This is a genomic window from Alkalicoccus urumqiensis (assembly GCF_002993335.1).
GTDB lineage: Bacteria > Bacillota > Bacilli > Bacillales > Salisediminibacteriaceae > Alkalicoccus > Alkalicoccus urumqiensis.
The window spans coordinates 1-12,898 of sequence record NZ_PVNS01000010.1 but is presented as its reverse complement, the minus strand read 5'-3'; the positions used below and the strand labels follow the sequence as shown (position 1 = coordinate 12,898).

The 12,898-nt window shown below is 49.1% G+C and carries 14 protein-coding genes; 7 read left to right on the top strand and 7 right to left on the bottom strand.

Features of this window, described 5'->3' with window-relative positions; all coding sequences use genetic code 11:
* The first annotated feature begins 4 nt into the window (after positions 1-4).
* The 3 genes from serC (at position 5) to C6I21_RS11040 (ending at position 2,889) form a co-directional block, all read left to right on the top strand.
* Positions 5-1,090, top strand: a complete 1,086-nt coding sequence (gene serC / locus C6I21_RS11050) for a 3-phosphoserine/phosphohydroxythreonine transaminase (protein ID WP_105959544.1) — start codon at positions 5-7, stop codon at positions 1,088-1,090.
* 391 nt (positions 1,091-1,481) lie between these two features.
* Complete coding sequence (locus C6I21_RS11045; protein WP_105959701.1) at positions 1,482-2,084, top strand: HTH-type transcriptional regulator Hpr; 603 nt, start codon at positions 1,482-1,484, stop codon at positions 2,082-2,084.
* 226 nt (positions 2,085-2,310) lie between these two features.
* On the top strand, positions 2,311-2,889 hold the full coding sequence (locus tag C6I21_RS11040) for a DUF3267 domain-containing protein (RefSeq protein WP_105959543.1): 579 nt from the start codon (positions 2,311-2,313) through the stop codon (positions 2,887-2,889).
* A gap of 85 nt (positions 2,890-2,974) precedes the next feature.
* Here the strand turns inward: C6I21_RS11040 and C6I21_RS11035 are convergent, their stop codons facing one another.
* On the bottom strand, positions 2,975-3,562 hold the full coding sequence (locus C6I21_RS11035; RefSeq protein WP_105959542.1) for a YpmS family protein: 588 nt from the start codon (positions 3,560-3,562) through the stop codon (positions 2,975-2,977).
* A 121-nt stretch (positions 3,563-3,683) separates the two neighbouring features.
* Here C6I21_RS11035 and C6I21_RS11030 point away from each other — a divergent pair, with 121 nt between their 5' ends.
* The 3 genes from C6I21_RS11030 to C6I21_RS11020 all read left to right on the top strand — a co-directional run bounded on the left by C6I21_RS11030 (position 3,684) and on the right by C6I21_RS11020 (position 5,421).
* The gene (locus C6I21_RS11030) at positions 3,684-3,863 is read left to right on the top strand and encodes a hypothetical protein (RefSeq protein ID WP_105959541.1); all 180 of its coding nucleotides are present in this window, start codon (positions 3,684-3,686) and stop codon (positions 3,861-3,863) included.
* Between the two features lie 101 nt (positions 3,864-3,964).
* Positions 3,965-4,942: a peptidylprolyl isomerase gene (locus C6I21_RS11025; RefSeq protein WP_105959540.1), complete on the top strand. Its 978-nt coding sequence runs from the start codon at positions 3,965-3,967 to the stop codon at positions 4,940-4,942.
* 161 nt (positions 4,943-5,103) lie between these two features.
* A complete protein-coding gene (locus C6I21_RS11020) occupies positions 5,104-5,421 on the top strand; it encodes a hypothetical protein (RefSeq protein WP_105959539.1) in 318 nt (105 codons plus the stop codon).
* A gap of 98 nt (positions 5,422-5,519) precedes the next feature.
* On the opposite strand, the gene C6I21_RS11015 is transcribed toward C6I21_RS11020, so the two are convergent.
* From C6I21_RS11015 to C6I21_RS11000, 4 genes are all read right to left on the bottom strand, one after another.
* On the bottom strand, positions 5,520-6,890 hold the full coding sequence (locus C6I21_RS11015; protein WP_105959538.1) for a sensor histidine kinase: 1,371 nt from the start codon (positions 6,888-6,890) through the stop codon (positions 5,520-5,522).
* A complete protein-coding gene (locus tag C6I21_RS11010) occupies positions 6,887-7,558 on the bottom strand; it encodes a response regulator transcription factor (RefSeq protein ID WP_105959537.1) in 672 nt (223 codons plus the stop codon). Before C6I21_RS11010 ends, C6I21_RS11015 begins: the two co-directional genes overlap by 4 nt.
* A 159-nt stretch (positions 7,559-7,717) precedes the next feature.
* Positions 7,718-10,171, bottom strand: a complete 2,454-nt coding sequence (locus C6I21_RS11005; RefSeq protein ID WP_105959536.1) for an AAA family ATPase — start codon at positions 10,169-10,171, stop codon at positions 7,718-7,720.
* Positions 10,161-11,345 carry a metallophosphoesterase family protein gene (locus C6I21_RS11000; protein ID WP_181186217.1) on the bottom strand — a complete coding sequence of 395 codons (1,185 nt, stop codon included), beginning with the start codon at positions 11,343-11,345 and terminating at the stop codon, positions 10,161-10,163. Before C6I21_RS11000 ends, C6I21_RS11005 begins: the two co-directional genes overlap by 11 nt.
* 108 nt (positions 11,346-11,453) lie before the next feature.
* Between C6I21_RS11000 and C6I21_RS10995 the strand changes: the two genes are divergently transcribed.
* Complete coding sequence (locus C6I21_RS10995; RefSeq protein ID WP_105959534.1) at positions 11,454-11,639, top strand: YhzD family protein; 186 nt, start codon at positions 11,454-11,456, stop codon at positions 11,637-11,639.
* Here C6I21_RS10995 and C6I21_RS10990 read toward each other — a convergent pair.
* Positions 11,630-12,070 carry a PaaI family thioesterase gene (locus C6I21_RS10990; protein ID WP_105959533.1) on the bottom strand — a complete coding sequence of 147 codons (441 nt, stop codon included), beginning with the start codon at positions 12,068-12,070 and terminating at the stop codon, positions 11,630-11,632. The genes C6I21_RS10995 and C6I21_RS10990 overlap by 10 nt on opposite strands.
* Before the next feature lie 104 nt (positions 12,071-12,174).
* Positions 12,175-12,333, bottom strand: a complete 159-nt coding sequence (locus tag C6I21_RS16550) for a hypothetical protein (protein ID WP_181186216.1) — start codon at positions 12,331-12,333, stop codon at positions 12,175-12,177.
* Positions 12,334-12,898 lie beyond the last annotated feature (565 nt).

Sequence of the window (12,898 nt, the reverse complement as noted above, 5' to 3'; positions counted from 1 at the left end):
CCAAGTGAGCCACCGAGCCTACAATTTTAACGCCGGTCCCGGACCGATTCCGGAACAAGTACTACAGCAGGCACAAAAAGAAATGTTCAATTTTCAGCATGCAGGTGCCGCCGTCATGGAGCTGAGCCACCGCAGCTCACTTTATGAATCCATTCACTTTGCTGCTTTAAAGCAGATTCGTGAAATACTCTCCGTTCCGGACAGTTTTGATATTTTATTTCTGCAGGGTGGAGCGACGCTGCAGTTTTCCATGACTGCAAAAAACTTCCTTCCTGAAGGAAAGAAGGCCGGTTTTGTGCTGAGCGGTTCCTGGTCGGAAAAAGCAATGAAAGAAGCATCATTCTTCGGAGAAGTAACCGAAATCGCCTCCACAAAATCAAATGAATACCGCAGCATTCCGGAAGTGAATCTCCGGGAACAGGATACCGACTGCGCGTATATCCATTTAACATCGAATAATACGATCTACGGTACACAATGGAAAACGCTCCCGGAAAAAGGAACGAAACCGGTCATTATCGACATGTCGAGTGATATCTTAAGCAGACCGGTCAACTGGGAACATATCGATCTTGCCTACGCAGGTGCACAGAAAAACGCGGGTATGGCAGGTGTCACCATCGTTATTGCGCGCAGATCGTTTCTGGAGAGCGCCGAAGGAAATGTTCCACCCTCCCTCTCCTATAAGCAGCATGCAGATAAAGACTCTCTTTACCATACGCCGCCGACTGGTGCGGTTTATATTACGAAGCTTGTCACCGACTGGATCCAGGATCTCGGCGGCATAAAAGCGGTCGAGGAGCGTGCAGAAAAGAAAGCTTCCATGCTCTACGAAACAATCGATCAGTCAGAAGGCTACTATACCGGTCATGCGGAAAAAAGTGCCCGTTCTTTGATGAATGTCACTTTCCGCCTCCCTTCAGAAGAGCTGGAAGAAAAATTTCTGCAGGAAGCCAAAGAAGCCGGATTTATGGGTCTTAACGGCCACCGGAGTGTCGGCGGATGCCGTGCTTCGATCTACAATGCTGTTCCTGTTGAGCACGTGGAAGCGCTCTGCCGCTTTATGAAACAATTCCAGCATACGAACTAGCTTTTTTCTGAAATAGTATCGGAGGAAAACATACATTTTTCCGTCCATCTGTCACGGAGCACTGTTCTGCTCTGCTGCACAGTGAATACCTCTTCAGAAGCCGGTGCCTCCTTCAGCATCGGCTTCTTTTTTCTATGCTGTTTAACCGTTCCGTTTCTCCACGTTAAAGCACAACACGCTTCCACTGAAAATTCGACCCGGCAGATAACTAATTCAGCGGTTTTATCAGAGTTCCAGACAATATATATGCTGTGCGAAATGTCGTTTTACATACTTTTTGATAAAACGTTCATGAAAATTTCAGAAAATACTGAAATGATATTGAGGCCCCCTTCTCACTGTGGTATTCTATATTTATCATTTTCGCACAAAAATAATTATTGGGATTCACATGGAAGAGGAGGGACCTGCAGTGGACGAATCTATGAAACAATCCATCATGTTCAGTCATAAAATCGCCCAGCTGAGCAAAGCACTCTGGAAATCGATAGAAAAAGACTGGCAGGCCTGGATTAAGCCCTTTGACCTGAATATTAACGAACATCACATTCTCTGGATCGCCTATCATCTTGAAGGGGCCTCCATATCCGACATCGCGAAATTCGGTGTCATGCATGTTTCCACTGCGTTCAACTTCTCAAAAAAATTAGAAGAACGCGGCCTGCTCTCGTTTTCCAAGCGGGCTAACGACAAGCGTAATACGTATGTCTGTCTCACACCGGAAGGAGAAGAGCTGCTTCTCGAAACGTTTAAAAGCTATAACCCGGACACATACAGCGTCTACACAGGCTCCCTCCCCATCAAGGAGCTGTACGGAAAATTCCCGGAATTCTCCGAACTGATGAGCATCGTAAAACACGTATACGGACCGGAATTTATCGAAATCTTTGAAACATCGATGCATAAATTCGAAGAAGACTTTTCCGAAGAAGACGGACAGCTGCAGCCGGTGGCCAAAATTCCCCTGCAGGACAGCACCACAGAAAAAACGTAAAATTTTCTGCAGCAGCAGAGCCGGAAAAAGGATTTTTTTCCGGTTTTTTTCGTGTGTTTTTTCGTAAATGCAGCGAGGTTCCGACTCAATTCGGCCGCTATACACCGGTAAAGAAAGCGCTTTCTAAATCTTTACATTATACGTGTTGATTTTTTCCGGTTACGGGAGTAGAGTTACGTAAGTATTCACTGCTAGATTATCTGTCACTGGGAGGAGGCTGGTTCCTATGAACTGCCTGAAAACATGCTCTTTAGCAAAGGAAATCGGACGTGGACGAATGAGCTTTCTTTCGGCCCTTGTGTCCCTCCTGTACTTTTTAATATTCTTTACGGTTTTTCAAACATTCGGCGGGCACGCACCGCTTGTCGATTACGGATTTTATATTACCATTGCCGGCCTGATTGTTATTCTGCCGCTGCATTTGTTCCTGCATTGTCTGCCGATATGGGCAGCAGGGCGCCGGGCTAAAATGGGCTGGCGCCGCTCACAGTGGCCGAACTTCTTCTATTCAGTCCGGAATCCTGTGTCGAAACGACTAAGTATTATAGCAACACTGACACCTGTTGTCGTTATTACAGCAGTGTCTCTCGCTATGGCTGCTGCTCTGCCCGGCCACACACACTATATTGCCATCATCTCAGCAGTGAACGTCGGCCTTAGTGTGTATGATTTCTTCGCAGCAAAGCAGATGATGTCCGCTCCAAATGATGCATTGATTGAAGAAAACAAAAATGGATTTCATGTCATCCGTGCGACAGAAGAAAGTGTTACTGCTTTTAATGAGCCGGATTCGATGCCATCCTGAACTACGCAGGTTACCCGATTTAAACGCAGAAAGACTGCCCGCTGATGTACTCAGCAGGCAGTCTTTCTTTCATTTCAGCAGCTTGTCAGGAAGCTTCCGGCTGCTCAGTCATCCGCAGGCGGATCGTTTCCTCCTGAAGGTTTACTTCTTCTACGTCAATCTGGAAATTTCCTGTATCGAGCTGCTCCAGATCTGCATATATTGACTCTTCATCCGGTACAAGCTCCATCCATGGCGGCAGTTCTACAACATCCTGCATCAGCAGAAAGACTTCTCTTGCCGGCAGTGAGAGCGGCCCCGCCTGAAAACCGTCTTCTCTCAGCCAGAGGTTTCCGCCTTCTGCGGGCTCCGGGATGAAGCGGATTTCGATCGGCACCTCCAGACCGAGCGCCTGAATGGATGTTTCTACATAGACAAAATCGTCGATATAGATCGAAACATTATCCTGTTCTCCTTCCAGCTCCCGCTGAAGCCATTGATCTGCATCCTGCGGTGTCGTTTCCACAATAAAAGAAGGAGCACTGTCAGTATCCGCTTCCTCCGCTTCGGGAGGGATAAAAGGCTCTGCTTCCTCCGATGGAGAAAATGCCTGCTGCAGAGCAAACCAGACGCCTGCTGCGGCCAGGATCATAAGTATGATGAGAATAAAAAACGCTGCTTTCCACTTGTTCATTTCCAGCCTACTTTCTTTTGTTTATTTTCTTTCACGCAGGAATCTGCTACACTTATAGTGATATTCCCTCAGCCGGGCAGTTTTAACCGGCGGTTTGCACTCTGGCTTTCAGGAGGCTTTTATGTATATACCATTTATTTTATTTGCCGTGTTTTATCTTTTTGTTATTAATACGATGACAAACAACCTTTGTGTTTCAAAAGAAATACCGGAGGAGAAACAGCCCGGCATTTTTCGGACCATTAATGTCCTCATTACCATTTTAATTACGTCTTCATTTGTCCGTATCTATTTTACATGATCCGGTGCTGTCATGTATTCCTTTTTTTCGGGAATCATGACAGTTTTTTCGATTCCCTGCTGGAAATCTATGGATGACTGTCTGAAAGGAGCAGATCCTTTATGAAAAAGTGGTTGTTTTTACTTATATTTGCTACCGCCTGTTCCAATGAACCTTCCAGTTCAGAAGAAGAGCCGGGAGAAACCCCGGAAAGTGAAGAAAATCCGGCTGTAGATGAAAATAATGAGACTGCCGGACCGGAAGAAGAGCCGGAAGAGGAAAACAATGAGTCCCCTGCGGAAGAACCGGAAGAAACCGTTATCGCTGAAACGAGTGCCGGCACGATTACGGAAGAGGCTTTTACAGAGGCACTCCGCGAAGAATATGGCGAGGAGCTTCTATCCAGGATGATTCAGGATCTTGCTTTCGAACAGGAGGCAGAGCGCCTGGGGATCGAGGAAGAAGATATTGAAGAAGAGATCAACTCCGTTCAGGCTGCGCTTGGCAGCAGCAGTGAAGAAGAATTTTATCAAATGATGGAACTTCAGGGCATTGCAGGGGAAGAGGATCTGCGCCGAAGAGTCCTTCAGCAGCTCGTGCTGACAGAACGGGCAGGGTCCCAGGAAACGATTGATGAAGAGACACTCCAGGCAGAATATGATGCAGGAGAAGAAGTCGAAGCAAGGCATATTCTCGTATCTACGGAAGAGGAAGCAGAAGTAATTCTGGAGGAACTTGAAAACGGTGCGGACTTTGCAGCGCTCGCGGAAGAAAATTCACAGGATCCCGGATCTGCGGAAGAAGGTGGAGATCTCGGTTCATTCGGCCGCGGGACGATGGCCCCTCCATTTGAACGTGCTGCCTTTTCTCTGGAGAACGATGAAATCAGCGATCCGGTGGAAAGCACATTTGGCTATCACATTATACAGGTCACCGGACGAACGCCATTTTCGGCTCCTTTTGAAGAAGTCCGTGAAGAACTCCTGACTGCGCTGAATGAGCGGCTGCTCTATGAGCAGAACCGGGTGCAGGAAGAAATCGTTTCTGAACTCGATGTGACGATACGTGATGAATCACTACAGGGAGCGGATACTCCCTGAGTGATCGTCTGCTCTTTTCACTCACCTTCTGGATAACGATGTTCTAAAGAGTTATCGATATACATTTCCCGGTTATTCTGGTAAAACGCTTACATGCATGTTTAAGTTCCTTCAGGAAGGGAATGGTATTTTTACCAGCCAGAATAAACGGAGGTTATCGTATGACCCATAAATATCTGAAAGAATATGAATTCGGTGAATTGCAGCAGGAGCTGGTCCAGCAGGTGATGGATCGGATGCATGGTGTATCCGAACACAGTCCGCTCGTATATTTCCCTATCGTACACGACCGGGTTGAATCGTTTCTTATCGTCCACTGGAGCGAGGTCTTCGAAGACTGCCGGCACATGACTATGTCAGAGTGGCGTGAAAGCAGCTGCTATGATGTATACAAATCAGAAATACTTAACGAATTTTTTGATACAGATGGAAGCATTCGACTGGAATCGCTGGAAGAGCCTCCAGCTCAGGAAGCGTAACGTCCATTCGACACTTAAAAGCCCGCAGCCGGGACATCCGGCTGCAGGCTTTTTTGATAATTTCAGAAGGAGCATACCGCCCCTCCTGTCTACTTTATTTATTCCTCCGGCTCGGGCTCTGGATCTGCCCCGATCGGCAGCGTCATCACAAATGCAACGCCGCCTTCTACATTTTCCGCGCGGGGGTAGCCTTCATGAAGCTCACAGATCCTCTTCACGATGGCAAGTCCAAGACCAAACTGTCCTTTACTGCCTTTTCGGAATGGCGTAAATAAATGATCCAGCTCATCTTTCGGTACCGGTTCCCCATCATTAAAGACACGGATCTGTACCTGTGCTCCATCCTGCTCTGCTTTAAGCTCAATGGTAGTTTCCGCGTACCGGAGCGCATTCTCCACGAGATTTTCAAGGAGAACATTCATCTGCTCCCGATCCGCCTTCATCATGACAGAATCCCCCGTCACCCGGATCGCAACATCATCTCTTGTGACCCGGAAACGCTGCTCCACGCGGTAGGCAATGGAACCGAAAGGAAATGTCGTTATTTCCATCGGTGCTTCCTGAAGCGAATCCAGCTTTGTGTAGTACAGCATATCCCGCACGCGCTTTTCCATGCGGTTGGACTCTTCCAGAATAACATCCATCGTCTCATCCATATCTTCCGGCGGAGTGACCCCATCTTTAATGGACTGTGCATAGCTTTTTACAATCATGATCGGCGTTTTCAGCTCATGTGACGCGTGCTGCATAAACGTTTTCTGTGCAGAATCATAACGGATCAGATTCTGCCTCATCCGCTCGAACTGGTTGGAAAGCTTCTCGAAATCTTCGTCCCCATTCCAGTAGAAGGGCTCTTTCCAGTTCCGTTCAGCAATCTGCTCAAAATGATTACCGAGACTGGTCAACGGCTGCCGCAGGTAATGCTTGAGCCAGAATGCAGGCACCAGACTCATAAGCCCTGCAAACAGCATAATGTAGCTCAGCCGCCCCCAGAGACGGTCCACCATCTGATCACGGTACGTATCCCACATGTAGGAGACATGATACGCCTCTCCGTTTGTTGTATATACTTTGTAGACGACATAAAACAATGTCGCCCCTTCATATGTCAGCTCGTAGCGGCCGCGCCGCGTCATCTGCTCCTGTGCCTGAGTGACGATTTCCTGTCGTACCTCGCCGGGAACCTGATCTCCTTCCATTACTGCAAATTGATTCAGCAGAAAAAAGTGAAAGACGGACCGGGCCGCCTCCCTGCGTTCGATAAAATCCATATTGGACTGGGGCGGCATAAAGCGGTCCCCTTCCGGATTCGCCCAGCGCATCTGCTCCTGTTCAATAATGCGGTATGTTTCCTCCGTTAACGCCCCCTTCAGTGAGATCGGATAAATGATTCCGATCAGAAGCGCCACGAGCAGCAGAATGGATATGAAAGAGAACCAGATCCGCTGCGTTAAGTTCAGACGGATCATGAAGAAAGAACCCGGTACCCATATCCATAAAGCGTTTCAAGATGGATCCGCGGCAGTTTTTTCCGCACGCGCCGGACCACATCATCCACAGCACGCTCAGATCCGAAATAATCTGCTCCCCAGACGTACTCGATAATCGTCTCCCGGGAAAGCGCATCGCCGATATGAGATGTCAAAAGAATCACGAGATCCATCTCTTTCGTTGTAAGCTCGATATGTTCCCCGCCGTCATGAACGGTGCGGGAAGTCGGATCAATTGTATAGCCGTTTAATTCAATATCATCTTTCTGCTGCTCCTCGGGCGGATACACTCTGCTGAGCATTTTTTTCGCCCGGATCACCAGCTCTTCCGGAAGAAATGGCTTGGCCAGATAATCATCGCTTCCAAGCTCCAGACCAAGAACACGGTCCAGATCTTTATCCCGTGCTGAAATAAAGATAACCGGCGTATCGTGATCCGCTTTAATAGACTTCAGCAGCTGGTACCCATCCATTCCCGGAAGCATAATGTCCAGGATCCAGAGATGCGGTGCGGGGGTAAGATTGTCGTATGCCTCCCGGCCGTCCGTGAAATGACGGACTTCCCAACCTTCTTTCTCCATGTATGCTTTAATCACCTTACCGAGATTTTCTTCGTCTTCTACGAGATTTACAATAAATGAGCTCATTTATTCACGCCTCCCCTGACAGGTAGATATTCCTATTTTAATACAACGGCAGGAAACCGACAAGCAGTGTCCTGACGGGCACTTGTTAAAATGCTGCTTACTATGGAACAGGATACCACATTCAGAGAAAGCGAAACTCAAAAAAGTGTGGGATTCCCTCTAAAGCGTATACATCCGCCCGTCCATATGCGCTTCCCATTCCTGTGCCAGGTGCTCATGACAGGTAAAAAAGACCTGCTGCAGAGGATACTGTGACAGCTCCTTCCAAAGAGCGTCCCTTCTCCTCCGGTCCATATTTACCATCGCTTCATCCAGTAGAAGTGGAAAAGGCCTTGAGTAGCCGGCTGCAGCCATCCGAAACGCTGTGTAGAGCAGCTCTTTTGTTCCCCGGCTAAGGCTGCCGGCAGTAAACACCGCTCCATCTTCCCGTTCTGCCGTAATGGCGCTGCTTCCGGGTTCCAGCAGGAGACGCTGATAGACTCCATCGGTCATGCGCCTGAACCTCTCTGAAGCATCTTCCAGCACTTTCGGCTGCCGATCCTGCTCATACGTCAGGCGGATCCTTGCAGTCATTTCCTGCTCCGCGCGCAGAACGGCCCATCGGCGCATTCTGCTTTTCAGCTCTTCCTGCAGATGCGTGTATTTCCTTGAGAGCTCTTCATAGGTGCCGTCACGCTCCAGCCCCTCCAGTCTGCGCAGCAGACCCGCTTTTTCTTCCAGAAGCTTGTCCCGCTTTGCAAAAAGTGCATCTCTCGTTTCGGTTTCTTCTGTCTTCTCCTCATTTCCATCTGCGAGAACAGCGCGGAGCTGCTCCCGTTCTTCTTTATCCGGAACGACAGCTGCCATCTGCTGTTCCAGCAGGACGGCTTCCTCCCAGCGCTCTCTATCCTGCCGGCTGGCTGCCGCTTTTTCCCAGAAGGATGCCCAGTTGGAAACACCTGCTTTTCGGAACCAGTTCTCTCTCTCTTCCGTCAACTGCTCCAGTTTTTGCTTCACCTGTGCTGTACGGCTTTCCACCCACTGCTTCTCCTCCCACTGCCGAAGCTCGGCGTGAAGACGCTTCTGTTCTTTCTGAAGCAGGCGCACCCAGCCGGAAGCGGTAGTGTGTGATTGTTCTGGAAGAAGAGATTCTGCCCGCGCGTAAAAAGCAGACAATGTTCTCTCCAGCTTATTTGCTTTCTCTTGTACCCGCTGCAGCTCTTCTTCTATTTCCTGCAGACGGCTGCTCTGATACAGGATATCCCTGTAGGAAGCAGTCGTTTTCCCCGGTGGAAGCCCCATGTCAGCGGCCCACTCATCAAGATCCGCCCGCCACCTGACCCAGTCCGGACGCTGTACACCCGCTTCGATTCCAGAAGAAAACAAGCGTCTTCGGAAAGGAATCATCGCAAGGCCTGTGATAAGAAGAAAGAAAAAAGCTGTCAGCTGCTGTTGATACAGAAGAACAGCAGAAAGTAAAAATGGGAGAAAAAAGACAGCCATACCGGTTCTTGAGAGTTTCGGTACGGAAGCCGGCTGTTCTCTTTCGTTAAAGTAATTTGACTCCTCCTGCTCCAGAAGCCGTTCCCATTTTTCCTTCTGAGCCGGAGTCAGCTCCATACTGACTGGAACGTCTTCAGGAATTGTTTCCCGGACACGTTCTTTTTCCATCTGCAGGGCATTCCGCTTTTCTTCGAAATAATCGAGTTCCTGCTCCTTTGTCACTGCTTCGCTTCCTTCTTCAAGCACCGCATCCACTGCCTGAAGATTTGAACTGGGATCTTCTGTCACCGGCGGCTCAGCAGCTTGAATCTTTTTCAGCTCTTCTTCCAGATCCTGCAGCTGCTTTTCCAGGTGCTGGACCTTTTCTTCTGTCTGAGGCGGAAGCGATGGTTCGCGAAGACCCATTTCCTTTAATGCTTCCAGGCGCAGCACCGGTTCTTTCAGTTTACTCAGCTTTTCTTCCTGCTTTTCCGACTTTTCCACTTCACGGACTTCATGCTGAAGCTGGTCGATGTCATTTTCCGCCTCTTCCAGACGATCTCGTACATGCCGGTAATCGTCGAGTTCCCGCTCTTTCGTGCGCCTCTGTTTTTCCAGCTGCTGGATCTGTTCGAGAAGCTGGTGAACTTCTGTTTTCCTGCCGCGTGGATTGTACAGTGCCTGAGCCTGCTGGGATGCTCTCCGATCTTCTTCCAGCAGCGGAGCTGCCGCCGTAAAACTGGTATCTATCAATAAATGATTCAATTCATCTTCAGGAATATCTTCCATATTCTGCAGCTGATCCAGATCCATCCGGTACAGCCTGCGGAACCCTGTTTTTGTCAATCCATCGAGCAGTTCTTCTCTGTCGGAAGGTCTTCCGTTTTTAGTTACCCGCAGCTCGCCGGATTTTGTGCGCCCCTGACGACGCTCAATGTACCACTGGACACCATCTTTGCGAATGAGAAGAGACCCGCCGGAGCGGGTGGAAGGGTCTGTCTGGAAACCGAACAGGACACTCTCAATAAAAGAGAGAATCGTTGATTTCCCCGCTTCGTTTTCGCCGTAGAACAGCGTACTCCCACGTCCGAGTTCCCACGTCTGGTGTTTCCAGCGGCCGAAGGATTCAATCTGTATTCGTTCAACGATCATATTCTGCCGCCTTTCGTTTCAGCGACTGCGCCGCCTCTTCTGTAATATGTTCCCATTCCTCTTCGGAAAATCCGGAAAAGTGCTTTCGCAGCATGCTGGACTGCTGCACTTCTTCTTCCAGGACTTGAACCCCTCCGGTTAAAAACCAACCGGCTGCTTCTTCAATATCGCTTTCCACTTCCGGGTCCACGCTTCCTGCCGGCGGCGGTGCTTCCAGCCGGACCGAATCCAGCCAGTGGCCGTCCTGCTCCAGAGAAGGTTTTATCCATTCTCTAAGACGTTCTTCCGTCACTTCACCGGACAAAGGGCCACTGCCGGAAATCGTCACCGACAGAATACAGCGGCGCTGCTGCTCAAGCATTTTTTCAATGGATGTACTTAACTGATTCCACGTATGAATTCCATCGAGAGAAAGGGCTGCATGCACCCGTTCTACATCTGCGAGCGGGACAAATTCCCACTCTGCCGGCTCCGAAGGGGTCAGCGTGACGTAATAAGCACCACGCGGCCCCGTTTCCGAACGGACAGCTCCTGTCAGACTTCCGCTGTAGATAATGGGCGGATCTTCAGAGAGGACCAGCGGCTTATGAATGTGGCCGAGCGCCCAGTAGTCCATCCCCGTCTGTTTAAGCACGGAAGTGGAAAACGGCGCATATGGATCATGACCGGACTGCCCTTTCTCCTGACCGTGAAGCATCGCGATATGAAATCCATCTTCTCCGCTTTTTTCGTAAAAGGAATACGGCTCTTCAACATAGGCTTTTTCCGGGTAACTGAAGCCGTATAGGTGAACGTTCTGTCCACGCACGTTCAACTGGTACATACCGCCCTCTGAAGAAAAAACGGAAACATTCCCCGGAAGCTCCATCCGCTGTGCTCCTGTTTCCGGATCATGGTTCCCGTGAATAACATAGACAGGAATATTCACTTTTTCCAGCTCCAGACAGGCTTGGTGAAACTGCCACTGGGCATGCAGCGAGCGTTTCTCATAGTGATACAGATCACCGCTGACGAGAACAAAATCAACTTCCCGCGCTGCTGCCTCCCGGACGAGTGCGTGAAGTGCCCGTTCAGCTGTCTGCTGAATATATTCCTCCTCTGCCGGGGTAAGCCCCGCAGGAAGGGATTGAGGCCGGTCCAGGTGCAGATCAGCCGCATGCAAAAAAGTAATCACTTCTATCCCTCCGTAATGAATGTTCATTCATTTTATGCTATACTATTATTTAATACTTTCACCAAAGTACTTTTTGTCAAACTGTTAGTTCTGAAAGGAGAATGGTCCATGCCCATGTATTATGTAACTGCTTACAGCAAGGCTGGAGAAACACTGTTAAACGAAACACTGGAAGCCGCAGACGATCAGGAAGCAGCACAGAAAGGCGAACAGCGTTTAAAAGACGAGGGACTGGAGAACCTCCCCAGCCGGGTCGTCCGCTCTTCGGCAGGAATGGTGCATTTTCATCCCTGAGCATCCGGGAGCGTATAAAATGTACCGGTGATTTTCGTCAGAAGCTTTCCTTCTTCATCTTTAATATCACACTCGGCATACTGCACGCTGCGTCCTTTTTTCAAAAAAGATGCTCTGGCGTGTAGTGTGCCTTTTTTAGCTGTTCGGAGGAATTGACTATTTAATTCAAGCGATACGGAAGGCGCTTCATTGAAAGCAGCACATAAATGTCCCATAGCCGTATCAGCTATATACAGCATGACACCTCCGTGAATAAAACCGACGGGATTGTACATCAGTTCGTTAATTGGTATCTGCATCCGCACTTCTTCATTTTCTGCATCATAATCAAATGCAAAATCAAACAACGAATATAGAAACACATCCGGTGAGCCATCCTTATGGGCTCTGGCTGCTTCTTCCACTTTTCTTATTAACTGCTTATCTTCCATCTGCTACCGCCTCCTCTTCTTCTCTCAGTTTAGCAGAACATACGTCCGGAATGCGTTTCTTCAGAAAAAAACCTGTTAATAAAAAAGAAGCCGGCCCGCGGTTTCTACAGCTCCCGGTACGAGATCAGCTCCGACCGGTCATCATTCACTTCTTTGCGCACCAGCTTCTGCACGCAGCCCTCATCGCTAAGCTTCGCCTCATCCATTTCCGGTTCCAGCTGTTTTGTTTCTCCGTCAAGTTTGTACTGCACAGCTGCAAGCATGTGCACCCCTCACGTTCGTCTTTTTCTCCTATCTCCTGTGCATGGATTTTTTACCCAGCGGGGACCGGCTTTCTTTTTTTGACAGCTTCCAGCAGTTCCATTGCGGTCTTCGCCCAGCGTGTGGCGGTGTTTATGCCTATCGTTGCGATCTTTGTTTTCAGTGTGGCGGTCTTCTGCTCCCACATGGCGGTCCACACTTTGTATGGCGATCTTTATGCAACCCGTGGCGGTCTCACATGCCGGTGTGGCGATCTTGGACACCGCCGTTGCGATCTTTGATCTCCGCTGTATTTCTCCGAAACGGAGATAGCGGTAATACCGATAGATGAAAACCGGGTGAACTTCCACATCCCTTAGTACACCTCCTGGGAGGAAGCTTCGAATTTTAAACTCCCTCCTTATCCTTTCTTAAACTGCAAAAAAAGCCGCCCCGGGAATCCGGGGCCACTGAAAAAGTCCTTGATGAAGACTAGAAACGTCCTTGTGGACGTTTCTAGTCTTCTTTGTCTTTTTTTCTCCCTTTTTCCCGGATGATCGTCTATACTTAGTTTACTACTTGGAAAGC

Coding starts and splice junctions, on each gene's coding strand:
- C6I21_RS11045 (WP_105959701.1), top strand. CDS start 1,482: ATGGAAGAGGAGGGACCTGCAGTGGACGAATCTATGAAACAATCCATC.
- C6I21_RS11040 (WP_105959543.1), top strand. CDS start 2,311: ATGAACTGCCTGAAAACATGCTCTTTAGCAAAGGAAATCGGACGTGGA.
- C6I21_RS11035 (WP_105959542.1), bottom strand. CDS start 3,562: ATGAACAAGTGGAAAGCAGCGTTTTTTATTCTCATCATACTTATGATC.
- C6I21_RS11030 (WP_105959541.1), top strand. CDS start 3,684: ATGTATATACCATTTATTTTATTTGCCGTGTTTTATCTTTTTGTTATT.
- C6I21_RS11025 (WP_105959540.1), top strand. CDS start 3,965: ATGAAAAAGTGGTTGTTTTTACTTATATTTGCTACCGCCTGTTCCAAT.
- C6I21_RS11020 (WP_105959539.1), top strand. CDS start 5,104: ATGACCCATAAATATCTGAAAGAATATGAATTCGGTGAATTGCAGCAG.
- C6I21_RS11015 (WP_105959538.1), bottom strand. CDS start 6,890: ATGATCCGTCTGAACTTAACGCAGCGGATCTGGTTCTCTTTCATATCC.
- C6I21_RS11010 (WP_105959537.1), bottom strand. CDS start 7,558: ATGAGCTCATTTATTGTAAATCTCGTAGAAGACGAAGAAAATCTCGGT.
- C6I21_RS11005 (WP_105959536.1), bottom strand. CDS start 10,171: ATGATCGTTGAACGAATACAGATTGAATCCTTCGGCCGCTGGAAACAC.
- C6I21_RS10995 (WP_105959534.1), top strand. CDS start 11,454: ATGCCCATGTATTATGTAACTGCTTACAGCAAGGCTGGAGAAACACTG.
- C6I21_RS10990 (WP_105959533.1), bottom strand. CDS start 12,070: ATGGAAGATAAGCAGTTAATAAGAAAAGTGGAAGAAGCAGCCAGAGCC.
- C6I21_RS16550 (WP_181186216.1), bottom strand. CDS start 12,333: ATGCTTGCAGCTGTGCAGTACAAACTTGACGGAGAAACAAAACAGCTG.